Genomic DNA, 22,847 nt, shown 5'->3' on the forward strand with positions numbered 1-22,847 from the left:
CCAATCGATGGATTAAACAGCTTCCTTACCGTATGGTCCCTAGGGTGGGGAAAACAAAAACACCGATAACCGCTCTGGCGACTGCCGCCGTCGTACTTCTCTCGCTCGTGAGCTGCGGCGCTCCGCCAGCCACGGCACCACAGCAGAGCCCCACGCCAACCGCCGCCTGTCCCATCGCCGGGACTGAACCGCAACAGGGCAACTGCGTCCAATACGACGGTGACACCGCGATGGCCGCGAACGAAATGTACCGGCAGCGACGGAAGCTCAGCCCGGAGATGCAGTCGCAACTGAACCAGCACGTCGAGCCGGCAAGGACCGCGCTCACGGCGCTAGCCAAACCCGCCACCGCAGGTGACATCGAAACAGCTTTCGAAGCTATCAACCTCCGCGACGTTCAAACGGACGACGGCGGCAACGGCGTGCGTTTCGGGGTGGCGGTACCCAGCGGAGGCTGCCTGTACGGCTTCGTCCCGGGGGAAGGCGAGGTCACCATCCAGGCCGGTGGCGGCATCATGGACGGCGGCTGCCTCGACATGATCGGCCACTAAGAACCCACCACCTAGACCACCCTGTCAGAACCCCTAGTTTCCCGTTTTCACCACCTAATTTCCCCAAAATCACCACCTAATTTCGATTTTGCCAATCGTGGAGCGCCTCCGCGCCCATAGTGTCCTACCCATGAACGAGCCCGTCCAAAGGGCCGGTTCAGGGATACCAGGACAACTATTGGGGAGTTGGCATTTTGACGCTGAGTCAGGAACAAACCATCGCTGCGGCCGTGGACCAGTGGGTCACGGGGATTCCGGGCCGTGTGCCGGGCCATGTGGTCTTCGTGGAGAATGCCGAGCACACGGGTTATGCAAAGGACCTGGCGGTGGAGGGTTCTGTGATCTTGGTGGTCGATGGCGACTCCGATGACCCGGACATCGCAACGGTCAAAGGGAGCTTTGACGAGCCAGGCGGAGAGCTCCTGGTCAACGGCACCCTGAGCCTCGAGATTCAGGATTACGCAGCAGTTCCGTTCATCAACCTGGTAGGCGTGACGGTTGTGAGGCTCACGGGAGTGGAGGATTGGCAGGCGTTCTTCGACGACGCCGAGGAAGCCCGGCGCTCCGGCCACTTCGTTCGGCAACTCACCGATGTCAACGCCGTGCTGAGCGAACGTGGGTTGCTGGGCGGACAGGGCAGCCTCGACCGCAGCCTGGCACGGATCCACATCACGGCTGACGGAACCATCCTCAGCGGCCCCTACGGAACGGTGATTGGCTGCGCCGGGGACCTCTTGCACGACCTTCGCATCAAAGCTGTCCCGCTGAGGCCGGAATCGGCGGTTGCGTCCATCACTGATGGGGCCGCGATAAGGGCGGAACTCAACCACCGTCCTTGGATTCCGCGGTACCTTTCCGCCCTGGACGCGTGGAAGTTCATCGTGCCCGACCACCGGCCGGACACCCGGCTGGTCGGCTTTGGGCTGAGCCTGTACGGGGCCACAGAGAGCCACAGCCTCCCGCTGCCGGGAGCCCCGTTCATCCTCGAACGCCAAGGCGAGTACCGGCTCCTGGACACCAAGACCGGCAGGCTCTTTAAGGTCGGACCGGACGCAGCCACGCTCATTGAGGCGATCTCCAACCTCCGCGACATCGAGGCCGCGGCGACGGTCAGCGCCGCCGCCCTGGGTGTTTCGCCGACGGTGGCGGAGGGTTCGGCACGGTCCGTCGTGGCCCAGTTCGATCAACTCGGCATCGACCTCCTCGGAGAACTGCTGTGACACTTCCGCTCTGGGTCCCGCTGGTCACCCAGCACGATTTCCACCGGGACAGCTACACGGCAACAGCGGCCGACGGCGTCCACGTCACCTTCGCCGATGGGCAGCGCCGGCTGTGCGCCAAGAGCGGCCTGTGGAACGCAAATCTCGGATACGGCAACACCACCATTGCCAACGCCGTAGCCGAAGAACTTAAGAGCGCCTCCTACCTTCCGCTCTTCAGGACGGCACATGCACGGGCCATCCAGGCCGCCGACGCCTTGTTGGGCCTCCCCAAGAGCACGTTCAGCAAAGTCTTCTTCTCCACGTCCGGCGGCGCCGCCAACGATGCCGTCATGAAGCTCGCCCGCCAGTTCTGGGCCCTGGACGGGAAGCCCGAGAAGAAGCTCATGGTCGGGTTGAGGGGGAGTTACCACGGGCTGACGTACGGCAGCCAAGCCCTCAGCGGTGATGACCTGGGCCAAGGGGTCTATGGCGTGGATGCCCGGAACATCCGGCACGTCGGCTTCGACAACAACGAAGACCTGGACAACCTGATGCGGCGTGAAGGCCACAGGATCGCGGCAGTTATGGTGGAGCCAGTACTGGGCTCCGGTGCAGAGGTTGTCCCCACCGGCTTCCTCGAAGCACTCCAAAAGCAAAGGCAAGAGCACGGTTTCCTCCTTGTCGCAGACGAAGTAGCAACCGGATTCGGCCGGGTGAGTTCCTGGTTCGCGTCAGATGAATGGACCGAAGCTCCGGACATCATCGTCACTTCCAAGGGCCTGACCAACGGGACCAGCGCCTGCGCGGCCCTCCTTATCAGCCAACGCATCACTGACGTCTTCGATCACACCGAGTCCGTCTTTGTCCATGGTGAAACCCAGGCAGGAACGCCGGCGACGTGCGCCGCTATCCTGGCCACCATCAGCGAGATGACCCGAAGGGATCACGTAAAGCTGAACAAAGAAGTGGCCGCAGGCTTGGACCGGCTCATTGCCGAACTTCAGGACATCAGGGGCGTCGGCGAAGCAACGGGCCGCGGCTGCTTGCGCGGACTGAAGCTGCACAAGGACAGCGGTGCAGCACTCTCACCCCACGGCACACTTGCCGTGGTCCGCCGCATCCACCAAGCAGGCGCGATCGTGCAGCCGGGGCCTGGACGGATCCAACTGCTTCCCTCACTCACGTACACGGATGAAAACTTCCAAGAACTCCACACCGCCATCACCAACGGCCTCGTAGAAGCCCGTTCGGACGGAGTCTTCGCATGATCGCGGACCGCGCATGGAAGACCCGCTGCGTCATCCTGGGGGCCGGAACGACGGCGAAGTACGTGGGCTCACTGACCCGCGGACGCGTGGGGATCGTAGCGGACGCCTCCCTGACCGAACATCGGAACCGGCTCAGGGAAGGCGACCTCAGGGGAGTTCCAGTCCTGGACCTGGAGGCAACGCCCGTGGGCGTCGGGGCGCTGCGGGAAGTCATCGAGTTCATCCAGGAGCACCGGCTGGACACGATTGTGGGACTCGGCGGCGGCTCCATCATGGACGCCGTGAAACTCGCCGCCATTTTCTCCGCCGATCCCAGTCTGGCGATCTTCGTGGAGCGCCATGCCAAGCGTTCGGGTTTGCTGGTGCTCCCTCCTGTGCCGTTCTCCGGTAAGCGCCTCAAGACCGTGCTCCTCCCGTCCACCGTGGGGACCGGCGCGGAAGTCAGCGCCGTAGCGTGCCTGGACACCGCCGTCGGACGCCGTCTCCTCGTCTCGCCGCAGCTCGCCGCCGACGCAGCGGTGCTCGACGCCGGCCACCTCGCCACCCTGCCGATGGCGCTGGTCCTCGAGGGGCTGCTTGAAGCGTTCCTGCGCGTGGCCGGGACGATGATCGGCAGCACAGCAAGCATGTTCGACGACGACGCTCATCACCTGCTGGCCCGGCTCCTCCGTGTGGGTGAACAGCTAAGGCGCGGCGATTCGACGGAACTGCGGCTGCAGGCGGCCCGCCTCAGCATGGAGACACACACGGGGTGGTCGCTGATCGGCCGCAATCCGTACGGCGCCAGGCATTGGTACGTCGCGAACGAACTGGCGTACCTGACCGGCGCACGGAAGATGACTGCCACGGCCGCGCTGATTCCGCCGGTGTGGGCCGAGATCGCTAACGGCAACGCGGCCTGGGGCAGCGAACAGCGGCTGAATCGGCTCTGGGTCGAAGCAACCAAGGAAGCGGTGGACCTGAACCAAAACCCGGCAACGGGGATGGCGGAGCTGATTGGGCGTTGGGACGTTCCGCGGTTCCTGCCTGCAAGCGAGGAGACCGTTCGGGCCGCCGCTGCGGCAGCCATCCGGAATTGGGGCGGCGTCCTCCCCATGCTGCGTGGACTCGATGGTGTCCAAGTTCAACACGTCCTCCGCGCCGCAACCACCAATGACTTGCCCGCGGGACCACCCGGGACCAGCAAGAGAGAGGAGGTGAGCACATGATCAGCGCACCCAAAGCCCTGGACCTCAACGTCCAGGAGCTCGAAAGCATCGACGTGCCCGACGACTGGACGGAACGGATCCACGGAATCACGGTGGGCCTCGCCCTGGTGGGCATTGCCGTAGCCATCACGTGATGGACAGGCTCCAGGCCCAACCAAACGAAAGAAGGGAGGTGACAGCACATGCAGAAACAACTCAACCTGGCCATCCAGGAGGTGGAGTCCTTGGACACTCCGGACTTCAACAACTGGTTCCTAGGCGTCTCACAGGGAGTGGCCATCGGCATCATCGCCGTGAGCATCACCTAGACGGGACGGCACCAGCCAACACAACACGCGAAAGGAGGCAGCAATGAAGCTCCAACTCAGCATCGAAGAACTTGAGAACCTCGACACTCCGGATGACACCCCTTGGTACATCCGCGTTGGTGACGTGATCATCATTGCCGGCATCGTCGTCGGCCTCGCGGCCACATAGCCGCTGCCAAGCCAGCACACGCGGGTGGTTTCCTTCCTCAACCGCCCGCGTGTGCTCCCCCCGTAGCAAACTCCCAAGGACAAAAGCCGATGAACCCAGCACCTGACCAGACTGCCGATGCCATCTTGCGCGTCCTGGGACACCTGGACCCGCCCGAAGACCTTTACAGCGTTTCGGGGTCCCGCCTGTACGACCAGATCACCGCCAACGACCTCACTGAACTTCCCGAAATCCAGGCGGCCGCCCGCAGGACCACGGGCCCCATTTTGGAACTTGCAGCCGGATCGGGGAGGATCACGCGGGCGCTCCTCTCGCTGGGACGTCCGCTGACCGCCGTCGATTCTTCCCTTGAGATGCTGGAACTGCTCCGCGCCAAGGTGGGCACGCCAGCGTTCAACCCGCGAAGGGCGGACGTTGGGCTGGTGGAGGCGGACATGTCCCGCTTCGGGCTCGAGGGCGGCTTCGGTTGCGTGGTTCTCGGCGCCAGTTCGGTGACGCTGCTGGGCCAGCAAGACCGCCGTCGGCTCTTCCGCCGCGTCCGTGAGGTTCTCGCACCAGACGGCCGATTCCTGCTGACAGTCCTGAACGCCGACAGCCACCAAGGCGGAGCAGCGTACGACGGCGGCACGACAGTTTCGGCGTTGGGGGAGGACTCGTTCCTCATCACGGCGGAAAGCCGGGATCCCGTCAACGGGGCCCGCCACGTGACCATGATCCACGTCAGCTTCGACGTAGGCGGGACGTACCGCTCGTCCGCCTACGCAAGCGATATCGCCTTCGTGAGCAACGCCCTCATCGAAGAGGAACTTGGCGGAGAGGGACTCACCGTCCTAGAGCGCCGGCCTGTCCGGATTGCTACACCGAGCCCAGGGCTTAAGGACATCGAGCTATGGGTGTGCGGGAAATGAGCATCGAAACTGAAATGGCCCTCGATCCTGTCCTGACCCTGGATCCCGTGTGCGGCCTGGTCTCCGAGGCCACCGTGTATCCGCCCAATGCGTCCGGGCTTTGGCGGACTGTGGCAATCCTCGCCAATGGTGGGTCAGCCACGTCAGGGTTCGCATCCGCCGTCGGGGCTTTCGACGTTCGCCGACGGGGATCGCTGATCCGGGGCGCCGGCGAAGCCGTGGAGCGGTTCGCCCTGGCGCCGTCTCCGATGGACTCCGAGTACCTGGTGGCGGGGCCGGGTGCGGAACCGATCGACTTTGTCACCACCGGGCTTGGCCGTGCATCCGCACTCGCCTGCGATGTCCCTTGGTATCGCGCCACCGACATGCTGAATGGAATCGAGTCGCAGGTCCCGGCACCCTTGGTGGACTACCGGCCAGGCTGCCCGTCCCCGTCGCGGTGGGAACGGTATTTTGACCCGTCCCCGAACGGTGCTGCTTCCGGACCGTCGGAGTGTTTCGCCCAAGCCTCAGCCCTTGCCGAGGTGCTGGAACGTGACGCCTTCTTGTCGGCCTGGCGCTCGCAGTCGCCCTTGCGCAGGGTGGACCTCGCAGAATTGCCGGAATCGTCACGTGAACGGAGCCTTTCCGTATTGCTTGAGGCTGCGAGAACGGCAGGCGTCGTGCTCACGCTGGCCTTCGTGGCGAATGACGACGCCCCACTCCACACTGCGGTCTGCGTCATCATCGGTGCCACGTCGTCAGTTCCGTTCGGTGCCGTTGGGCTCAAGGCCTCTGCCGATCCAATGTCAGCCATGCTCGGTGCATTGCAGGAAGGGCTCCAAATCCGCGAGCTGTTCCTGTCTAGGAAACCATCGCCCTTTGGTGCGGGCGATTCGGTGACGGGAGACGCCTCACGGGCAGACTTTTGGAGCACGCCGAAAGCCGTGGCCAGCCTCCAAGATTGGCTGCAGTCGTTCCCCGCATACCCGGTTCCGTTCGCTAAACCAGCGCCGGATGTCGATGTCCTGGTAAAGCACTTGGCCACACGCGGCATCGGCTCACATTGGGTGGACCTTACGCACCGGCTTCCCGCGTCAATCAAAGAACTCGGCTGGGTCACGGGGAAGGTGGTCTGCCCGGGTGCCGTGCAATTGACCATGGACGAGACCAAGAATCTGTCCCTGTTCGGTCCCGTCTCCGAGCGCCGCACGCTGACCCCGCATCCGCTCATATGAGTCAGGTCAAGAAACTCTCCACCCCTGCCCCGGAGTGGCCTGTGCGTATGGCTCCGTCGGCATCGATTGACCGTCCGGTGCAGGACAGTGCGCCATGGATCGTGGCGTTGAACGGTGTGCCCAGGGCGCGGGTATCGGCCGATGTTGCTGCAGTCCTGAAAACCGTAGACGGTCTGAAGGGCCCCGCGCAGGTAGCGGCGCAACTGGGTGAGCCGTGGACTGCCCACGATGTCACGGGAGTTGTGGAGCAGCTCGCAAACACGGGAATTTTCGACGTCGGCACTCACCGTGCGAAGGTCAGTCGAGTCCAGTTCAGGGCCCCACTGACGGTCCAGTTCACTCTATTTAACCCAAGCGTGTTCCTGCATTCCCTGCGACCCCTGGTCGCGGCTCTGGCGCGCCGTGAAGTGCTGGTCCTGGCAGCGTTATTGGTGCTCGCAGGCATCGTAGGCCTGAGCACCGCTGGTCCCGGGATCGTGCGGATCCTCTCAACGCCTCTTCCCATGGAGGCATATCTGGGCGTCGCTGCAGCCATGTTTGCCTCAACGCTCCTGCACGAACTGGGCCACGGAATGGCCCTTGCCTACTTCGGGGGACAGCCGCGGCGTATCGGCATCATGCTGTTCTATCTTTCGCCGGCGTTCTTTTGCGATGTGACAGATGGTTGGCGTCTCCCTTCACGAAGGCAGCGTGTGCTGGTTGCGCTGGCCGGTCCGCTGGTGCATCTCGGTTTGGGAAGTGCTGCCCTATCTATGCAGGGGTTCATGACCGGGTCGGCCTTGAAAGACGGGACCCTCCTGTATGGAGTGCTTTGTTACTGCGTAGCCGTCTTGAACCTCTTTCCGTTCATCAAGCTGGACGGCTACGTGGCGCTCATGTCCGCCCTGGACATTCCTTATCTCCGCAGGAAGTCCATGGAGGCTTTGGGAGAAGTGATCAGCGTGCATGTTTTTGGCGCCGGGTCCGTGCTGCCTAAACCGGGGTTGCTGCCATGGTTTGGCTTGGCGAGCTTCGTGGCAGGCGTAGCTTTCATGGGCATCGGCTTCCAGCGTCTGGTGCCGGTGTTCCTGCAGTTCGGCTTCGCCGGACACCTGGCGGTGGCGGTGGTTCTCATAGTGCTCCTGGTCCCTATATCCGCGGGCGTCATCCGGTTCTTCCTCAGGGCAGCACGCAATGGGAGTCCGCTCTGGCGGCGCGGACTGGTAGGGGCGGGAGGAATGGGCGTCCTGGCCTTGATCCTGGCCGTGGTGCCGGTGACGTCCAAGCAGGTTGCGGGGTACACCTTGGTGGACGGCCGCCTGAACATCGTGACCCCAGCTGGTTCAACGCACGGTGCCTTTGAGGACGGGGATCGTGTCTCCCTGCAGTCGCAGGGTTTGGTGATCCACCGGGAACTTGGCATGGCCACCCTCGGTTCGCTGCCGCCGTCGTTATCCAACGCGCCCCTTGAGGCCGTGGTCCCAGTGACGTTCGGCGGCCTGACCGTCCCAGTCCTTTCATACGACGCCGACAACCGGGCAAACGGATTGCTTCCTTCGTCCGGACGCGCGGAGGTGACCAGCCATCGACAACTCAATCTGGGGGAGTGGCTGTGGGATGCGGTCGCCACGTCACCACTCTGGCCGGGGAATTAGGTGGCCCCGGCCCATGACCAGAAACGGATTAATGCAAAGGAACTCATCGTGAACCAAAAATCGCTCGTCTGGCTGTTGCTGGCCCTGATCCTGGCCTTCTACTCCCTCTACCTTTTCCTCTCGAACGGAAGTGACACCGCTTGGCTGATCTTCACCGGCACCATCTGTGTGGTCGGCTCCGGAGTATCGTTCTGGCGCTCCATGGTGGAGGTCAAGGCGGACCGCGAGGAACGCGAGGAAGAAGACTGATCGCGGTCCGCACGTGCGGGTCCTACTTGGGCTTGGGTCCCTTTCCGTTGTCGCGCTGGTCCGTGGACACCACCATGGCCGAGCCACCGCCACGGCGAACCGGTTCGGCGGCCGCAGTCAGCTTTCCACCCTCCCCGAATTCGATCGCGGTAGCAGCACCGATCTCGGCCGCCGATGTGAAGGCGTCACCGGCGGGAACAAGTTTGTGCCCGAGAGCCCTGAGCGGGGGTCCGTAAGCGGTGATGAAGTCCGGCTCTGCGGTGACGTTCGCCGTGTTCCGCTGGGCTGCCCTGGGCGCTGCGAGTGCTTCCGAGATGTCCATGCCCAAGTCAACGCGGTTCAGGATGGTCTGCAGGACCGTTGTGATGATGGTGGATCCACCAGGCGAACCAAGTGCCAGGAAAGGCTTGCCCTCGTCGAGGATGATGGTGGGGGACATGGAGGACCGCGGCCGCTTACCGGGTTCGATCCTGTTCGGATCAGTGGCGCTGTACACCGTGCTGAAGTCGGTGAGCTCGTTGTTCAGCAGGAATCCCCGGCCCGGAACAACAATCCCCGAGCCGCCGGTCTGCTCGATCGTCAAGGTGTACTCCACAACGTTGCCCCACTTGTCCGCGACCGTCATGTTGGTGGTGGAGATGTTTTCGGTGTCCTTCTCATCGGCGAGCGGTGCCGCGGAACCGGGGCAGGCCCCGCTGTACTTGGTGACGTCGCCTGGGGCGACAGGTTTGGTGGCCGCCGCCGTCGGGTTGATGCTGCACGAGCGTTCCTTGCCGAACACCGGATCAAGGAGCGCCTGCGTGGGAACGTTGACGAATGCAGGGTCTCCGACGTACGCCCCTCGGTCCGCGAACGCGAGGGCGCTCGCCTCGAAGTAGTGGTGAAGGGCGTCCGTGGTTTCCATACCGGAGAGGTCGAAGGGCTGCAGGATGTTGAGCGCCTCGCCCACGGTAGTTCCGCCGCTGCTGGAAGGAGCCATGCCGTAGACGTCGTAACCGCGATAGTTCATGTGCGTGGGGTCTTGGTCCAGGGCTTTGTAGTTCGCCAGGTCCTGGGTGGTCATGGAGCCCACCGGAACGGGCAAAGTGGCGTCCTGGGCTTTCGGCGGCGCCTGCACCGTGGCCGCGATCTCCTGCGCGAGTTGGCCGCCGTAGAACCCTGCGGTGCCCTCCTTGGCGAGCAACCGGTACGTCGCGGCAAGTTCGGGGTTCTTGAAGATACTTCCGACGGCGGGAGCGTCACCGCCGGGCAGGAACAGTTTTTGCGAAGACGTGAACGTGTTGAAACGGAGTTGGTTGTCCAGCGTTTGCTGGCGGAACGTCTTGTCCACCACGAAGCCGCGGTTGGCAACCTGGATGGCAGGCTTCAGGGCGTCGCCCAGATCCATGGTTCCCCAGCGTTGCAACGCCCGTTCCCACGTGGCCGGCGTGCCGGGGACGCCCACCGAGACGCCACTGGTGACGAGTTCGGGCGTGAAGTTGTACGGCTTCTGCGTTTTCGGATCGATGAACGCGTCTTTGGTGATCCCAGCCGGGGCTGTTTCGCGACCGTCAATGGTCCCCACTTTGCCCGTCTTGGCATCGTAAAAGACGAAGTAGCCGCCGCCGCCAATCCCTGCGCTGTAGGGCTCGGTGACGCCGAGGGTGGCGGCAGCCGCGACCGCTGCATCGGCCGCGTTGCCGCCCTTCCTCAGTACTTCGATGGCCGCCGCCGAAGCCTCCGGGTCAACCGTGCTGACGGCGCCGCCATAGCCTGTTGCCGTGGCGTTTTTCTCGGTGTGGCGCGGATCGGCGAAGGCCGGACTGGCCACCGCTCCGCTCGTCACGCTTAGGGCCAAGGCTGCGGTGACCGCAGCAAATCGACGTCTCACCTGTGTCATGGTGTCTCCCAGATCTTTCCCAGACGATGTTGAGGGTTGGCGGTTCGGCCACCCTACTCCGGGGTCAGGAGGGGAACAACGGTTGACTCATCCGGCGGATCTGGCTTATTTAGAGGCCCTTTCGATCATCCCCAGAACCCGGTGAGTCCCGGTGCCAGGTCCAGGCCCTGTTGGTACCCCGCTCGTGCAGCGGCGGGACGCAGGGAGAGATCCATGGCGTTGGCACCGAACATGTGCTGTGCATCGGAGCCCGGGAAGATGGTTTCCACCCTGCTTCCGGCGGCCCTCAATGCGTCCACCTGCGTTGCCAGGTCCAACCCCCATTCAGCCGGTGTTCGCGTCCTTCCACCGAACGGCGAGAGTACAAGGACCTTGCCGTACCCGGACGCGAGGTCCGCATTCTCGGCGTTGGCGCGGTAGCCGCCGTCGATATAGTCACCCTGGCCAATGCCGTACGCGAAACCGCTGGCGCAACTGGCGGCGACGGCGTCCACCAATTCGACGCCGCTGTCCCGGTGGAAAGCCACAGGCTCTCCCGTCCGGGCGTCGACGGCCGTGATGAGAAGTGGTGTGTCCGGCCATTCGGACCCGGGCAGCCGGCTAGCCACGGTGGCGCGCCATCTATCCTGCGTTGATGGATCCAGCTCCGCCTGGCGTTCGAGTGCCGATGCACCCAACCGGCGGCGCATGTCTGCCGCATCTTCGGATTCGGCCATGATGCGCGCTGTGCGTTCCATGTGGTCGGATGCGCCGCGGATGCGGGCTTTGTTTGGCTCGGCACGGGGCGGCCGCGGCTGGTAGTCGGCATTGACGACGGCGGCAAAGAGTTCGGCGGGATTCCCGCCGGTTATTTGGGCTGCTGCAGTGGAACCGGCCGAGGTGCCGATGATCAGGTCGGCTTTGCTGACGTCCAGGCCGGCTTCGACCAGTCCTGCCATGACGCCAATCAGCCAGGCGTTGCCGGTTGAGCCGCCGCCACCGAGAACCAGGGCGCGCTTGTGGAGATTGTCTTGGGGGAGTGTTGTGTTCATTGGAGTCGCCTTTCGCGATGTGCGTGTTTGGCGCTCCGATGGCGACTACATCCGTCGCGAAATCGTGGACTCCTGGGGAGCGCCCATTGCGGATACTGCGTACATGGGTCTCACCTCCTGAGGATTGGTCACGATCTCCGGGAATGCTAGCACAGGGGTGGTGCGGAGGGCATAGGCAGAATACTTCCCACAGGGGAAGTATTCTGCCTATCGCCAGCGCACGCGCAGGTGTGCCGATGCCAGCCCTTCCGCCATTCCCAACCGATAGGCTGGAACCACAGGAGGAGGAGTGCCATGGATGCTTTACGTGCCTTGACGCGTTCCTCCTTGCGCGAGGCCGGCCTGCTCGCCGCCGTCTTTGCGTTGATCGCCGGGATCCTTGGCATGCACGTGATGACGGGAACTCATTCGGCTCACGCCACGGCCGCCGGGGTGCACTCGCAGCACGCCAGTGCGGAGGTTTCAGCTCATTGCTCCTGCGCCGGGGATTGCGGCGACCAGCACGCGGCCAGCGTCACCTGCACCCCTTCGCTTGCGGCTGGCGTCCTTGCAGCTCCGGCCCCCGACACCATCACAGTCCTTCCTGCCACGCTCCAGCCCGCGGACTTCACCTCGGCCAGTGTGTGGCAGTACCGTCCCGCCGGACCTTCTCCGGGGGACTTGTCCATCAGCAGAACGTAGGCCGTCCAAGGCCCGGTCCCGCGATGACTGCGCGAACCCCGACGGGTCCGTGTGGCCACCATTCGAGGACCGTTCCTTCACAGTGCGTCCGGACCCGGAATCACCGCTCGGACCACGTATCGCTGATGTTGACCATCCTGCAGGCCATGTCCCTGCACCACCATTAAGGACTTTATTGTCATGCACACGAAACAGTTTTTGCCCGTAGCAGCCACTGCCATCGCAGCCGCCATTGCCCTGGCCGGCTGCTCTGGGACTCCGGGTCCGTCCGGGACGTCCATGCCGGGCATGGATCACGGCAACATGAACAACAGCCAACCCGCTGCTGCGGACCACAACGCCGCTGACGTGATGTTCGCGCAGATGATGATCCCGCACCACACCCAGGCGATTGAGATGAGTGACGTGATCCTCAAGAAGCAAGGCGTCCCTGCCAGCGTTACCGCCTTGGCCACCAGGATCAAAGCCGCCCAGGCTCCGGAAATCGACACGATGAACGGCTGGTTGAAGGACTGGAACCAGCCGACGTCTATGTCTTCCGGCCATGCCATGGACGGCATGATGAGCGAGGATGACCTGACCAAACTGGAGACGGCCCAAGGGGTTGAAGCCGCAAAGCTTTTCCTCAGCCAGATGATCACCCACCACGAGGGTGCCATCACCATGGCGAAGACCGAAACCGCCAGCGGCAAGAACGCTGATGCGCTTCAACTCAGCAAGGACATCGTCAAAGCCCAGGAATCCGAGATCAAGGAGATGCAGCAACTGCTGACCACGCTCTAGGAAGGCTGCGGGAAACCAGAAGTGCCAGTCTGGGAGGCGCCGGGCTGGCACTTCGTCCCGTCGTCGCCAGCGTTGCTCCCAGCGGAGAGCGGGTGCTGTCAGCGTCCCAGGCCGCCGTCGGTACTAACTGCTGGGCAGCATGGAAACTAACCGAACTAACCAAACTAACCAAACTAACCGCTACTAACCTCGGCCCACGGAAGAGTCGACTTTGCCATCCCCGGACATCGGGAGTACCTGCGAAAGAACCCCGCCCGCTAAACCACCAACCGCAGCGGCCTTTGCCCCAGTTGGACCGTGATTTCCTGTCCCCACGAGGCCATGAGCCGGTCCCCTTCCATGCCATCTCCGAACACCACCAGCTGGTCCGAAGCCACGGTGATCCGCAGGGTTTCGCCAGCCCCAAGAATCCCCTCTGTGAGGGACGCTCCGGTCAGCGGGGAGGGCCAGGCTTCGCGAACGAACCACGCGAGCCGAGGGTCGGTGGGTGCAGGTAGGGACCGTCCGCCGCGTTCCAGGGCAATCGAGGCGCACCAACCCGTGGCTCCGGTTCCGGTGGAGACGATCAGTCCCGACGAGGATTGCCGTTCCGTCTGCCCTTCTGGCTGCGCAAAGCTCGGAACGGTGAGTTGGTACCTCGCCGATTGGTGCGAGGCGTGTCCCACGAAAATCTCGTTGAGCGCTGAAAGCTGCTGGCCGTCGTCGAGCGTTGCCGTCACGGTGGTGAGGTTGTGGCAGTCGAGCCGCCCGGGATCCGCGCCGCGAAGCAGGGCGGCCGCAGCCGCGGGACTGTGCCGGACCAGGACGCCAGGATTCGCGCCCGGTTCGGGGTCGACGCCGATAACCGGCTGCCCGTCCAGATACTTGGCAACGTTGGCAACAAGGCCGTCCTGACCCACAACCACAATGACGTCCTCGGCCGCCAGCAGGAACCTGCTCAGGTCCGCGCGCTCCACCTCGGCCTGCCGCCACTCGGCGGGCACTGCCGAACGGACCAGGGTGAGGGCGGCGTCGAGGTGGTCGTGGCGGCTCTGGACGTCCTGGACATTCCGTCCGCGGGTCCGGAGGAAGAACTCGGCCTGGCCCCGGGTTGAGTGGCGGTCCAGGAGTTCCTGCAGTTCGGTCCGCCGGTGCACGATGACGATGCGTGGGTTGGCCATGATGACGTCCCTACTTCGTGGCAGGCGTGGCAGGCGTGGCAGGAGCCGCGGGCTGATCCTTGAACAGCCCAGCGAGTGCGCCGCTCAGGAGGTCCGGGGTGATGGTGAGGTTGCCAATGTTTGGCAGCGAACCGGCGGCGTCACGCAAGGCGAGGGCCAGGAGCGTGCTCTGTTCCATGCCCCGGTACACGTCCATGGTTGCGGCCTCGCGGGCGGCCGCGGCTTCACCCACCAAACGGATTTGATTGGCTTCCGCGGCGGCGCCGATACCCAGCCGTTCCGCGGAACTTTGCGCTTCAATGAGGCCTGCCGCGGCTTTCTCTTCGGCAACGCGCCGGGCGTTCACGCCTTCCTGTGCCACGAGGTTTTCCCGCCGGACGGCCAGTTCGATCTGGCTCGCCATCTCGTTCTCCGAGATGGTGCGTTCACGTTCGACGGCGACTGCCCGCCTCTCGTACACGGCGCGGTCCGCTTCGGCTTGGAGCTGTTCGCGGACTGGTGTCTGGAGTGCCCGTTCGACGTCGGATTCCGGCCTCACGGCCAGGACTTGCACGCCGAGGACCTCGATGCCTGTGGACTGGAGGCGGGCGTCGGACCGCAGGGCATCGGTCAGGACAACGCGAAGTTGGCTTACTCCGCGCTCCAGGGCCTCCGAGAGCGTGGTGGCCGCGATCTGGTCGATGGCGTGGCTCTGGCAAAGCTGCCCGATGATGGTGGACACCTGCTCCCGTCCCGTTGCCGGCGCGGAACCCGTTGTCTGGAGACCGAAGTCCAAGCGGGTGGAGACGGCCACGGGATCGATGAAGCGGTAGGTCACGTTGGCCTGGACGCTCACATCCTGGTGGTCGCGGGTGATTGCGTGGAACAGGGTGGGCAGTTCCTGGTCGTCCACCGGCACTTCGCTGAGCACCGAGTTTACGGGCCGGAACCAGAAGGCCTGGCCCACGCCCTGGTGCTTTACCGTCCCCTTTTGCAGGTGGACGACGTACCCGGTGGGGCTGCCCAGAAAGTGGCTGATCCAGGGGAAGCGTTTGATGGTGGCCATGAGATTCTCCTTCGCTTGTTGTCGTCACTTTGACGATAACAAAACATTGGCAGGTCCCGGGATTATTGTCAACTTGACGATAAATCCCTACGATGGACCCATGCCCCAAGAGAGTTATCCCGCCCCGGCCCGCTTCCCGGTAACTGTCGACGTCGTCGCCCTCACGGTCCGCGACGGAGAGTTGAACGTCCTCCTGATCACGCGCCTCATTGAACCGTTCCGTGGCCAGCGCGCGTTGCCCGGAGGCTTCGTCCTGGAAGGCGAGGACTTGATTGTGGCGGCGGTGCGGGAACTCGGTGAGGAGACCGGCGTCGAACGGTTGCCCGGGCACTTGGAGCAACTGGGCAGCTATGGGCCCAAGGGCCGCGACCCACGTGGCGACATCCTGACCGTGGCGCACCTGCTGCTCGCGCCGGACTTTCCCGTGCTGTCAGCCGGAAGCGATGCCGCGCAGGCGGCATGGTATCCCGTGGAGCGGGTGAATTCGGGGGAGATAGGGCTGGCTTTCGACCATGCCAGGATCCTCGGCGATGCCTTGGAGCGCGCCAAATCCAAGCTGGAATACTCGCCGCTCGGGGCAGCTTTCTGCGGCGAAGAGTTCACCATTGCCCAGTTGCGGGCGGTCTACGAGGCTGTGTGGGGGACGCGCCTGGACCCGCGCAATTTCCACCGCAAGGCCACGGGTACCCCGGGCTTCCTTGAGGACGCCGGGCGCATGACCGCAGGCGACGCCGGAAGGCCGGCAGCGCTGTTCAGGCTCGCGCCAGAAGCGCGTACGACGCCGGGCCAAGCCACCCGCGCGGTCCTCAACCCGCCGCTGATGCGCCCCAGGGCCTAGGGGCCGTCAATGGCTGGGCGGCTCGCCCGAGATGACGCCCGTCACTGGTTCGCCGGGAACCCGGGCAGTCCGCCACGTGTCCACAGCAATCACGGCACCAAGCACAACGAGGGACAGGGACACCGAGGCGATGGCGTCGCTGACCCAGTGATAGCCCAAGTAGAGCCTGCATGCCGCGATGAGAAATATCCCGATCACGGCCACCACAAAGCTGGCTGCTGCTGCCTTTGGACTCCGGTGCCTGGAGAATACCAAAAACGTGGTGACCAGCAGGAAATCGGCGGCCCCCAGGACATGGCCGGAGGGAAAAGAAAACGAACCGTCCGGCCCGAAAAGCATCAGGTTCTCCGGTGGTCGGTGCCTGCCAACCAACCGGGTGATGATTTGGGCCAGGAGAACGCCAGTGAGCATGGCGGCGGCCAGGAGGAGCGGGCGCCAGGCGTGCCTGGCGAGGATTCCCCACGCCACGGTCACAACCAGGATGATGATGGGCAGTGCTACGGGGCCAAAGACCACGGCCAGAACGATCATGGCGGCTGTCAGCGACTCCTCTCGGATGGTCAACAGCCAGGCTTCTTCCGCTTGGTCGACGCTGGCGAGTCCGTCCTGGTGGAGGACGCCGATCAGTGTCGCCACGAAAACAACCAACCCTGCGGCTGCCAGCACCGCCGCTGTCCTGAACAGGGCTCGGCGTGCAGCCGGCTCCATGTACCGTTCTTCCACCACGAATTTCTCGTGGAAGGTGCGCAGCCAGGCTGAACCGGCTCTTGCGTGATGTGCCACCAGGTATCCCGCCTTGGTTGTGGGATGGTTGGGCACTGCCGGTGGCTGGACAGGGCTGAGGTTCTTTCCAGTATTGCAGAGGCCCGTTTCCCGGATGCCGGTGGCGCAAAACCGACTCTGGACAGCGGGCCGCGTCGGCTGCAATCTGTTGTATGGGCTTCAGCAGCGGGGCCTACCCAGGAGGCCGCCATGGGCAGGTTCGGAGACTTCTTCGACGCCAGGATTCACAGAAACCCTTCGCTCTCCAGCGCGCCGCTGCCCCGGTCCGCCCCCGATTCGATCGTGGTGCCCAAGCTCGCCGAAGTGGTGGGTGGTGTGGTCGCCGTGCTCCGACAGTCCGGACGCGCCCCGCTTCCCGTGGTGGACGGTGAAAGGTCGGGCTGGCCGCGCGTCTTTGTCCTGGGGCAGCTCAGTCCGAGGGAGCACGACGCCGGAACCGCCTTCGCGGAGGTGGCCCTGGACGGTTCGGGCCGGCTGGCGTTGTTCCACGAAATACACGTGGCTGCCCACGGGTCATGGGTTGTTCCCGTGGGGTCGTCGGCCCTCGAGTACCGTTACCGGCGGCAGGTCGGCGCGATCGGGACGTCGCGCGAAGCCCAGTCGTTCCCCATTACCCTGGACCGCGGCGGTGAGCTGATGATCCTGCCGATATGGCGTCCGGAGTATACGGATGAGGTCCCGCTGAGCCGCTATCTGTACGCCCTGGCTGAGGAAAGCGGTGGACTCTCGGCGCATTCCCCAGGCCGTGGGGACTCGGCCGGACCGACCAGCCGCACGAGTTTTTCCAAGACCTCCTCCGGAGTGCCATTGGCGTCGACAACCACGAATTCCCCGAATCCCGGAGCTGAGCTGTAAGCGGCCCGAAAAGCTGCGAGGTGGTCCAGCGATTCTTCGTCGGTGCCGCGAACCGCCACCCGGTGGTGGGCCAGTTCGGGCGCGGCATCGATGAACACCAACGCGTCGGGTGCGGGGAGCCGATCCAGCAGCCAGGGGATCAGCTTTCCCCGCCGCAGGCCGTGGGCCCCGCGCAGCGCCAGTTGGCATTGGAGGTGCCTGTCCATCACCACCAGTCCGCCGGGGTGCCGGCGGGCAAACAACCGGGCCCGCACATGCGAAACGAGCACATTGGACACGCGGATCGAGGTCTCCAAGGCGTCGGCCAGGCGCGACGGCAGGCGCCATCCGATGCGCCGGCTGATGTTCGACAGGCGTCGCCGTGCAGCGTGGTTGCTGAGCAGCAGCGCCGCCCTCCCGGAACTCCGGGTAGCGGCAACCAAGGCGCGCGCCGCCGTCGTCTTTCCTGATCCGTCGATTCCGGTGAGAACCATGAGCATAGGGGCCTCCCTTCGTCCTCTTACCAACGAGGCAGGGGCCCATCCCGTGCCGGTTTGAGGTGCAGATCACGGTGGGGCAGCGGCGTGAAGTGACCGTTAAATATCTCGGCGTGCCCCTTCGCGAAAACACAAAGCATGCTTATTATGTTGCTGTGCACGTGCTTCCCATAAAGGATGCTTTGTTTGAACCGCAGCCGTTATGGGTAAGTACGAAACAAGGAGAGGCATTTCTCCGTACGGTGCCCGTTGCCATGGGGTGGAGCTTCGAAGGGAGTTCCAGCGGACGCCTTCCTAACTGGACATATTTGTTTGAAGGGATGCGTAGCTTTATGAACACACTATTGGTTATTGCAGGGGTCATTGCGATCGTTCTGCTGCTGGTTGGTGGATTCAACCAAGCCCTTAGTTTCTTGCTGTGGGTAGGAATTATCCTGCTTGTCCTGGCCTTGCTGGGATGGGTTCTGGGACGGGGGCGGTCGCGCGTATGACTTCGGACCCCGTGGAAGCTGGGGGCTTTAGCCAGGTCCACGACGGCGTGACGACGCCCGGCCAACCGATCCCCAGGGATCTTGGCTCACCTGAACCACATGCTCAGGTGCCCGCGGGCGCCGCATCCGGGGGAGAACCGGATGATGCCGCCGATGTCGGCGAGAACAAGTCGGCGGACCCGCCCGGGCCGGCTGAAGAAAGAGATGACCAAACTGCGGATGACCGCGGTTTGACGACTGAAACCAATCCGACGGACTGATCGGGCTTGGCGGCCGCGGGCAGGAACACTTTGCCCGCGGCCGTTCCCGATCCCGCCTTGCGCGGAAAGTCCCTGAATCGATTGAGGAAAAATGCGTATCGGTTCATTTATCGGGCTGATCGTTGTTGTGTGGCTCGTCATTGGGGCAATAGCTGCGGGCCAGCGCGGGTACTACAGCGCACCTCCCGCCCAGTGCTCCCAATTCGCCACCATCGCCCTGAATATCGTTACCGGACCCTTGAATTACACGGGCCTGAACCCGCAGGGCGGCTGCGAGGTTCCACGACCATCGTGAGACGCTTTCGGAGGCATTTCGCCATAATGCTCCTTGCTCTGGCCACGCTCGCCGGAGCTCTCTCGGCCTGCGCGCAGCCGCCCACCAGCCAAGCGCTGGAAGGTCCCTTGAAGGATGCGGCATCCGCCGTGCGGACAACCAGCCTTGCGGTGGACCTCAGGATCAAGGAGCATACGACGGCGGCAGCCGGCACCACGACGGCGGACGACATGGTGAAGCAGTTGGAATCGGCCATGGACCAGGTCAAGGCGTTTGCCGGCTCGACACCCGATGAGCAAAAGCTCCGGGACGACGTCTTGGGAACCCTTTCCACCGTCTCCCGTGCCATGCTTCACGCCCGGGATGCGTTGACGGCTCCAACGGGAGGCCCAGAGGAAGGCCAGTCCGGTTCCGCCCAGAACTCCCTGGTCCCCGTCCTGGACGAACTGCACAACGCCTCGAACCAACTCGACGCGCTCATGACCAAGGCCGGCATCCAGTGAAACGGCTCCTCGGTGTTGCACTGGGCATCCTGACCGCAATCGGGGGCTTCGTCGACATCGGGGATCTGGTGACCAACGCCGTGGTGGGCTCCCGCTTCGGAATGTCCCTCGCTTGGGTAGTCCTGGTGGGAGTAGTTGGCATTTGCCTCTTCGCGAACATGTCCGGGAGGGTGGCTGCGGTGTCAGGCCGCGCAACGTTCGAGGTGATCCGTGAACGCATGGGGGCCCGCGCCGGACTGGCCAATTTGGGCGCGTCCTTCCTAATCAACCTCATGACAGTGACCGCCGAGATTGGTGGCATCGCGCTTGCCTTGCAGTTGGCAAGCGGCGTGGCCTACATGCTCTGGGTTCCCGTTGCGCTGCTTGCCGTCTGGTTGGTGATTTGGCGGGTGAAGTTCAAGATCATGGAGAACGTCACGGGTCTCGTGGGCCTCACGCTGGTGGTGTTCGCTGTGGCGTTGTTCCTTCTCAAGCCGGACTGGGGCCAGCTCGCTACCCAGGCACTGGCGCCGTCGATTTCGCACGGGGAGAGCGGCGGAACGTACTGGTACTACGCAATCGCACTCTTCGGCGCTGCCATGACCCCCTATGAAGTCTTCTTCTTCTCCTCCGGCGCCGTCGAGGAGCGGTGGAAGGTGAAGGACCTCGCCCAGGCACGCCTCAACGTCCTTCTTGGCTTCCCGCTCGGCGGGTTCCTCTCGCTCGCCATCGCCGCGTGCGCCGCCGTCGTTCTTCTGCCTGCCAGCATCAGCGTTACCACTTTGTCCCAGGTGGTCCTGCCCGTGGCGCAGGCCGGCGGGCAACTTGCCCTGGCTGTGCTGATATTGGGCGTGGTGGCGGCAACGTTTGGCGCGGCCCTGGAGACCACATTGTCCAGTGGGTACACGCTGGCGCAGTACTTCGGTTGGTCCTGGGGGAAGTTCCGGCGGCCTGCGCAGGCGGCGCGGTTCCACCTCTCGATGATCGTGGTTCTGTTGGTGGGCGTCGCGGTGCTGGCCACGGGGGTGGATCCGATTCTGGTGACCGAGTATTCCGTGGTCTTTTCCGCGATCGCCCTGCCCTTGACGTACTTGCCCATCCTGATCGTGGCCAACGACCCCCAGTACATGGGGAAGTACGTCAACAAACGCGCGGTCAACGTGGCCGGCATGATCTACCTGGTGATCATCCTGGTGGCTTCGATCGCGGCCATCCCCCTGATGATCGCGACGGGAGCAGGTGCGTAATGGCCAAAGCCAAGGGAGTCGAGGCCAGCGAACTCCGGCCCGCACCGCGGCCGGCCGGCTTGGTGCTGGATGCGCAATTGCATCTGCTGGACCGCCAGGTTTTGGATGTCGACGGCGTTCCGGTCACCACGGTTGACGACGTCGAGGTAAGTGGACCTGCTCCTGACGAGCCGATTCCGGAAGGCTCCGACCCGCCGTACATCACCGCCCTGCTGACCGGCCCGGTCCTGGGGACGCGCATCTTTGGCGGAAGGCCGCCGTCGAGCAGGTTGATAAGGATCCCCTGGGAGGTGGTCTCCGGCGTGGATACGGTGCTGACGGTGGGCGTCCGCTCTGACTCGCTGGATGCCTCGTGGGTGGAGCAATGGCTGCGGAACCATGTGATCGGACGGATTCCGGGAGGGCGCCATGATCCTGAGTGACCTCTTGGGAACCGATGTGTTGGACAGCCGCGGCGAGCGTGTGGGCGAAGTATCCGACGTCCGCTTTGCGGTGGACGCGGCCCCCGGGCAACTCCTCAGCAAGGCGCGGTTGGTGGGGATCATCGTCAGTCCCAGGACGGCCTCGTCGTTCCTGGGGTTTGAGCGGCAAAACCTGACCCAACCGTGGCCCCTGGCACAGTTGCTGCGGTGGCGCCACAGAGGCTCGTTCATGGTGCTGTGGGAAGACATAGCAGTGCTGGGCGCCGGGGGAGTGACGTTGCGTCCGGAGTTCACGCCGTATGAATCGGGGCTCACACGATAGCGCCTGGAACGGGAAATTCATAAGTTTGCTGAGTATTTTCCGTAAACGGTGGACACAACGCTAAGTACCCTTATAAGTTCGAAGTGTTCCATTAAGCTGCTTAACCACATGGAAAGGACAGGTCTCATGGACAGGCAGAACCCGACACCTGAAGAGGAAGCCGGAGGCTACGGCACTCCTACGGCAGAGCAGGAAGCCGGCGGCCTGCAGGCCCAGCCCCGCGTGGAAGAAGACCTCAGCGAGGCCGGACTGAGCCAGGACAGCCCCGACGGCGAGACCTACCAAACCGGTGCTCCGAACCTGAGCCATCTGGACCCGGAGGATGCCGACAGCGCCGGCGAACCAGGGGCCGGTCGCTTTGGGGGTATTGACGAGCAGTCCCGCGAAGAACAGAACCTGGAACCCGACGCGGAGTCCCTGCCTGATGGCAGCGGCAACAATCTTCCACAGGACCAGTCGCCGAACGATGACGATGAAGAGGACTTCAACGCAGGCTAGCCCGTCCGGATGAAGGCACCCTGCGTGCCTGCGGACATGCACCACAGCACTGAAGGAGAAACAATTTATGGCTACCGTCAACAAATCAATTGAAGTAGACGTCCCCGTTTCCGTTGCCTACAACCAGTGGACCCAGTTTGAGAGCTTCCCCGAGTTCATGAACGGCGTGGAATCGGTCCAGCAGATCGACGATACAGCGCTGCATTTCTCCACGAATGTGGGTGGCGTCAAGCGTGACTACAACGCCCAGATCATCGAACAGGTCCCGGATTCCCTGGTCAGTTGGGCCAGCGTCGACGGGCCCCGCAACGCCGGATCGGTGACGTTCGAGCCTCTCGAAGCAACCCGGACACGGGTCAATGTTGAGATCGAGTGGGAGCCGGAGGGCTTGGCCGAGAAGGCCGGCTCCGCGGTGGGAGCGGACAGCCTGCGCGTTGGCGCGGACCTGGACAAGTTCAAGAAATTCATTGAAGCCCAAGGACACGAAACCGGGGCCTGGCGGGGCACAGTTGCGGGTGGCGATGTGGACGAAGGCGGAGGAGCATTGGTATAACCGCAATCCTCGTGAAGGCCGGCCAAGCGAACGGGCCGGCCTTCACGGGCGCC

29 protein-coding genes are annotated in these 22,847 nt (G+C 63.9%); 22 read left to right on the forward strand and 7 right to left on the reverse strand.

Features of this window, described 5'->3' with window-relative positions; translation table 11 throughout:
• Nucleotides 1-44 precede the first annotated feature (44 nt).
• The 11 genes from ACFVSJ_RS21415 (at nt 45) to ACFVSJ_RS21465 (ending at nt 8,714) form a co-directional block, all read left to right on the forward strand.
• Nucleotides 45-551, forward strand: coding sequence for a hypothetical protein (locus tag ACFVSJ_RS21415; protein WP_387439107.1), 507 nt, complete (start codon nt 45-47; stop codon nt 549-551).
• Nucleotides 552-745: 194 nt separating this feature from the next.
• Complete coding sequence (gene mpaB, locus ACFVSJ_RS21420) at nt 746-1,771, forward strand: daptide biosynthesis RiPP recognition protein (RefSeq protein WP_387439108.1); 1,026 nt, start codon at nt 746-748, stop codon at nt 1,769-1,771.
• Entirely contained in the window at nt 1,768-3,021 is a 1,254-nt protein-coding gene (mpaD, locus tag ACFVSJ_RS21425) for a daptide-type RiPP biosynthesis aminotransferase (RefSeq protein ID WP_387439109.1), read from the forward strand. The genes mpaB and mpaD overlap by 4 nt, the downstream gene beginning before the upstream one ends.
• Nucleotides 3,018-4,229, forward strand: coding sequence for a daptide-type RiPP biosynthesis dehydogenase (mpaC, locus tag ACFVSJ_RS21430; RefSeq protein WP_387439110.1), 1,212 nt, complete (start codon nt 3,018-3,020; stop codon nt 4,227-4,229). Before mpaD ends, mpaC begins: the two co-directional genes overlap by 4 nt.
• Complete coding sequence (locus tag ACFVSJ_RS21435) at nt 4,226-4,363, forward strand: daptide-type RiPP (RefSeq protein WP_387439111.1); 138 nt, start codon at nt 4,226-4,228, stop codon at nt 4,361-4,363. Before mpaC ends, ACFVSJ_RS21435 begins: the two co-directional genes overlap by 4 nt.
• 48 nt (nt 4,364-4,411) lie before the next feature.
• Nucleotides 4,412-4,537 carry a daptide-type RiPP gene (locus ACFVSJ_RS21440; RefSeq protein WP_387439112.1) on the forward strand — a complete coding sequence of 42 codons (126 nt, stop codon included), beginning with the start codon at nt 4,412-4,414 and terminating at the stop codon, nt 4,535-4,537.
• A 43-nt stretch (nt 4,538-4,580) separates the two neighbouring features.
• Nucleotides 4,581-4,706, forward strand: coding sequence for a daptide-type RiPP (locus ACFVSJ_RS21445; RefSeq protein ID WP_387439113.1), 126 nt, complete (start codon nt 4,581-4,583; stop codon nt 4,704-4,706).
• An 89-nt stretch (nt 4,707-4,795) separates the two neighbouring features.
• Complete coding sequence (gene mpaM, locus ACFVSJ_RS21450) at nt 4,796-5,614, forward strand: daptide-type RiPP biosynthesis methyltransferase (protein WP_387439114.1); 819 nt, start codon at nt 4,796-4,798, stop codon at nt 5,612-5,614.
• On the forward strand, nt 5,611-6,831 hold the full coding sequence (locus ACFVSJ_RS21455; RefSeq protein WP_387439115.1) for a YcaO-like family protein: 1,221 nt from the start codon (nt 5,611-5,613) through the stop codon (nt 6,829-6,831). Before mpaM ends, ACFVSJ_RS21455 begins: the two co-directional genes overlap by 4 nt.
• 47 nt (nt 6,832-6,878) lie before the next feature.
• Nucleotides 6,879-8,465, forward strand: coding sequence for a daptide biosynthesis intramembrane metalloprotease (mpaP, locus tag ACFVSJ_RS21460; RefSeq protein WP_387439116.1), 1,587 nt, complete (start codon nt 6,879-6,881; stop codon nt 8,463-8,465).
• A 48-nt stretch (nt 8,466-8,513) separates the two neighbouring features.
• The gene (locus tag ACFVSJ_RS21465; RefSeq protein WP_387439118.1) at nt 8,514-8,714 is read left to right on the forward strand and encodes a hypothetical protein; all 201 of its coding nucleotides are present in this window, start codon (nt 8,514-8,516) and stop codon (nt 8,712-8,714) included.
• A 22-nt stretch (nt 8,715-8,736) separates the two neighbouring features.
• On the opposite strand, the gene ggt is transcribed toward ACFVSJ_RS21465, so the two are convergent.
• Together ggt and ACFVSJ_RS21475 are read right to left on the reverse strand one after the other, a co-directional pair.
• A complete protein-coding gene (gene ggt / locus ACFVSJ_RS21470) occupies nt 8,737-10,593 on the reverse strand; it encodes a gamma-glutamyltransferase (protein ID WP_387439119.1) in 1,857 nt (618 codons plus the stop codon).
• A 125-nt stretch (nt 10,594-10,718) separates the two neighbouring features.
• A complete protein-coding gene (locus tag ACFVSJ_RS21475; protein ID WP_387439120.1) occupies nt 10,719-11,624 on the reverse strand; it encodes a patatin-like phospholipase family protein in 906 nt (301 codons plus the stop codon).
• A 294-nt stretch (nt 11,625-11,918) separates the two neighbouring features.
• Between ACFVSJ_RS21475 and ACFVSJ_RS21480 the strand changes: the two genes are divergently transcribed.
• On the forward strand, nt 11,919-12,305 hold the full coding sequence (locus tag ACFVSJ_RS21480) for a DUF6153 family protein (protein ID WP_387439121.1): 387 nt from the start codon (nt 11,919-11,921) through the stop codon (nt 12,303-12,305).
• A gap of 180 nt (nt 12,306-12,485) precedes the next feature.
• Nucleotides 12,486-13,088 carry a DUF305 domain-containing protein gene (locus ACFVSJ_RS21485; protein WP_387439123.1) on the forward strand — a complete coding sequence of 201 codons (603 nt, stop codon included), beginning with the start codon at nt 12,486-12,488 and terminating at the stop codon, nt 13,086-13,088.
• Between the two features lie 257 nt (nt 13,089-13,345).
• Here ACFVSJ_RS21485 and ACFVSJ_RS21490 read toward each other — a convergent pair whose 3' ends face one another.
• Both ACFVSJ_RS21490 and ACFVSJ_RS21495 read right to left on the reverse strand, forming a co-directional pair.
• A complete protein-coding gene (locus ACFVSJ_RS21490; RefSeq protein ID WP_387439124.1) occupies nt 13,346-14,248 on the reverse strand; it encodes a hypothetical protein in 903 nt (300 codons plus the stop codon).
• A 10-nt stretch (nt 14,249-14,258) separates the two neighbouring features.
• A complete protein-coding gene (locus ACFVSJ_RS21495; RefSeq protein ID WP_387439125.1) occupies nt 14,259-15,293 on the reverse strand; it encodes an SPFH domain-containing protein in 1,035 nt (344 codons plus the stop codon).
• A gap of 100 nt (nt 15,294-15,393) precedes the next feature.
• On the opposite strand from ACFVSJ_RS21495, the gene ACFVSJ_RS21500 reads away from it, so the two are divergent.
• Nucleotides 15,394-16,131 (forward strand): NUDIX domain-containing protein, encoded by a 738-nt coding sequence (locus ACFVSJ_RS21500; RefSeq protein WP_387439126.1) that lies wholly within the window; start codon nt 15,394-15,396, stop codon nt 16,129-16,131.
• 6 nt (nt 16,132-16,137) lie between these two features.
• Here the strand turns inward: ACFVSJ_RS21500 and ACFVSJ_RS21505 are convergent, their stop codons facing one another.
• The 3 genes from ACFVSJ_RS21505 to ACFVSJ_RS21515 form a co-directional block, all read right to left on the reverse strand.
• Nucleotides 16,138-16,914 carry a phosphatase PAP2 family protein gene (locus tag ACFVSJ_RS21505; RefSeq protein WP_387439127.1) on the reverse strand — a complete coding sequence of 259 codons (777 nt, stop codon included), beginning with the start codon at nt 16,912-16,914 and terminating at the stop codon, nt 16,138-16,140.
• A gap of 159 nt (nt 16,915-17,073) precedes the next feature.
• Nucleotides 17,074-17,424 carry a hypothetical protein gene (locus ACFVSJ_RS21510; protein WP_387439128.1) on the reverse strand — a complete coding sequence of 117 codons (351 nt, stop codon included), beginning with the start codon at nt 17,422-17,424 and terminating at the stop codon, nt 17,074-17,076.
• 179 nt (nt 17,425-17,603) lie between these two features.
• On the reverse strand, nt 17,604-18,248 hold the full coding sequence (locus tag ACFVSJ_RS21515) for a thymidylate kinase (protein ID WP_387439129.1): 645 nt from the start codon (nt 18,246-18,248) through the stop codon (nt 17,604-17,606).
• Nucleotides 18,249-18,307: 59 nt separating this feature from the next.
• On the opposite strand from ACFVSJ_RS21515, the gene ACFVSJ_RS21520 reads away from it, so the two are divergent.
• The 8 genes from ACFVSJ_RS21520 to ACFVSJ_RS21555 all read left to right on the forward strand — a co-directional run bounded on the left by ACFVSJ_RS21520 (nt 18,308) and on the right by ACFVSJ_RS21555 (nt 22,794).
• Nucleotides 18,308-18,736 carry a hypothetical protein gene (locus ACFVSJ_RS21520; protein ID WP_387439185.1) on the forward strand — a complete coding sequence of 143 codons (429 nt, stop codon included), beginning with the start codon at nt 18,308-18,310 and terminating at the stop codon, nt 18,734-18,736.
• 351 nt (nt 18,737-19,087) lie between these two features.
• Complete coding sequence (locus tag ACFVSJ_RS21525) at nt 19,088-19,291, forward strand: hypothetical protein (protein ID WP_387439130.1); 204 nt, start codon at nt 19,088-19,090, stop codon at nt 19,289-19,291.
• Nucleotides 19,292-19,317: 26 nt separating this feature from the next.
• Nucleotides 19,318-19,773, forward strand: coding sequence for a hypothetical protein (locus ACFVSJ_RS21530; RefSeq protein ID WP_387439131.1), 456 nt, complete (start codon nt 19,318-19,320; stop codon nt 19,771-19,773).
• A complete protein-coding gene (locus tag ACFVSJ_RS21535) occupies nt 19,770-20,999 on the forward strand; it encodes an Nramp family divalent metal transporter (RefSeq protein ID WP_387439132.1) in 1,230 nt (409 codons plus the stop codon). Before ACFVSJ_RS21530 ends, ACFVSJ_RS21535 begins: the two co-directional genes overlap by 4 nt.
• On the forward strand, nt 20,999-21,421 hold the full coding sequence (locus tag ACFVSJ_RS21540; RefSeq protein WP_387439134.1) for a hypothetical protein: 423 nt from the start codon (nt 20,999-21,001) through the stop codon (nt 21,419-21,421). The genes ACFVSJ_RS21535 and ACFVSJ_RS21540 overlap by 1 nt, the downstream gene beginning before the upstream one ends.
• Nucleotides 21,408-21,743 carry a PRC-barrel domain-containing protein gene (locus ACFVSJ_RS21545; RefSeq protein WP_387439135.1) on the forward strand — a complete coding sequence of 112 codons (336 nt, stop codon included), beginning with the start codon at nt 21,408-21,410 and terminating at the stop codon, nt 21,741-21,743. The genes ACFVSJ_RS21540 and ACFVSJ_RS21545 overlap by 14 nt, the downstream gene beginning before the upstream one ends.
• A gap of 126 nt (nt 21,744-21,869) precedes the next feature.
• Nucleotides 21,870-22,241 carry a hypothetical protein gene (locus ACFVSJ_RS21550; protein ID WP_387439136.1) on the forward strand — a complete coding sequence of 124 codons (372 nt, stop codon included), beginning with the start codon at nt 21,870-21,872 and terminating at the stop codon, nt 22,239-22,241.
• A gap of 67 nt (nt 22,242-22,308) precedes the next feature.
• Complete coding sequence (locus tag ACFVSJ_RS21555) at nt 22,309-22,794, forward strand: SRPBCC family protein (protein ID WP_387439137.1); 486 nt, start codon at nt 22,309-22,311, stop codon at nt 22,792-22,794.
• Nucleotides 22,795-22,847: the final 53 nt, after the last annotated feature.

Origin of the sequence: Paenarthrobacter sp. NPDC058040 (genome assembly GCF_042885775.1) — a bacterium.
Classification (GTDB): Bacteria; Actinomycetota; Actinomycetes; order Actinomycetales; family Micrococcaceae; genus Arthrobacter.

Bases quoted from the DNA above. Each gene is read 5' to 3' on its own strand.
- ACFVSJ_RS21525 (WP_387439130.1), top strand. From the start codon at position 19,088: ATGCGTATCGGTTCATTTATCGGGCTGATCGTTGTTGTGTGGCTCGTC.
- ACFVSJ_RS21555 (WP_387439137.1), top strand. From the start codon at position 22,309: ATGGCTACCGTCAACAAATCAATTGAAGTAGACGTCCCCGTTTCCGTT.
- ACFVSJ_RS21500 (WP_387439126.1), top strand. From the start codon at position 15,394: ATGCCCCAAGAGAGTTATCCCGCCCCGGCCCGCTTCCCGGTAACTGTC.
- ACFVSJ_RS21530 (WP_387439131.1), top strand. From the start codon at position 19,318: ATGCTCCTTGCTCTGGCCACGCTCGCCGGAGCTCTCTCGGCCTGCGCG.
- mpaC (WP_387439110.1), top strand. From the start codon at position 3,018: ATGATCGCGGACCGCGCATGGAAGACCCGCTGCGTCATCCTGGGGGCC.
- ACFVSJ_RS21445 (WP_387439113.1), top strand. From the start codon at position 4,581: ATGAAGCTCCAACTCAGCATCGAAGAACTTGAGAACCTCGACACTCCG.
- mpaM (WP_387439114.1), top strand. From the start codon at position 4,796: ATGAACCCAGCACCTGACCAGACTGCCGATGCCATCTTGCGCGTCCTG.
- ACFVSJ_RS21435 (WP_387439111.1), top strand. From the start codon at position 4,226: ATGATCAGCGCACCCAAAGCCCTGGACCTCAACGTCCAGGAGCTCGAA.
- ACFVSJ_RS21490 (WP_387439124.1), bottom strand. From the start codon at position 14,248: ATGGCCAACCCACGCATCGTCATCGTGCACCGGCGGACCGAACTGCAG.
- mpaP (WP_387439116.1), top strand. From the start codon at position 6,879: ATGGCTCCGTCGGCATCGATTGACCGTCCGGTGCAGGACAGTGCGCCA.
- ACFVSJ_RS21495 (WP_387439125.1), bottom strand. From the start codon at position 15,293: ATGGCCACCATCAAACGCTTCCCCTGGATCAGCCACTTTCTGGGCAGC.
- ACFVSJ_RS21455 (WP_387439115.1), top strand. From the start codon at position 5,611: ATGAGCATCGAAACTGAAATGGCCCTCGATCCTGTCCTGACCCTGGAT.
- ACFVSJ_RS21540 (WP_387439134.1), top strand. From the start codon at position 20,999: ATGGCCAAAGCCAAGGGAGTCGAGGCCAGCGAACTCCGGCCCGCACCG.
- ACFVSJ_RS21440 (WP_387439112.1), top strand. From the start codon at position 4,412: ATGCAGAAACAACTCAACCTGGCCATCCAGGAGGTGGAGTCCTTGGAC.
- ACFVSJ_RS21480 (WP_387439121.1), top strand. From the start codon at position 11,919: ATGGATGCTTTACGTGCCTTGACGCGTTCCTCCTTGCGCGAGGCCGGC.
- ACFVSJ_RS21515 (WP_387439129.1), bottom strand. From the start codon at position 18,248: ATGCTCATGGTTCTCACCGGAATCGACGGATCAGGAAAGACGACGGCG.
- ggt (WP_387439119.1), bottom strand. From the start codon at position 10,593: ATGACACAGGTGAGACGTCGATTTGCTGCGGTCACCGCAGCCTTGGCC.
- ACFVSJ_RS21550 (WP_387439136.1), top strand. From the start codon at position 21,870: ATGGACAGGCAGAACCCGACACCTGAAGAGGAAGCCGGAGGCTACGGC.
- ACFVSJ_RS21485 (WP_387439123.1), top strand. From the start codon at position 12,486: ATGCACACGAAACAGTTTTTGCCCGTAGCAGCCACTGCCATCGCAGCC.
- ACFVSJ_RS21545 (WP_387439135.1), top strand. From the start codon at position 21,408: ATGATCCTGAGTGACCTCTTGGGAACCGATGTGTTGGACAGCCGCGGC.
- ACFVSJ_RS21475 (WP_387439120.1), bottom strand. From the start codon at position 11,624: ATGAACACAACACTCCCCCAAGACAATCTCCACAAGCGCGCCCTGGTT.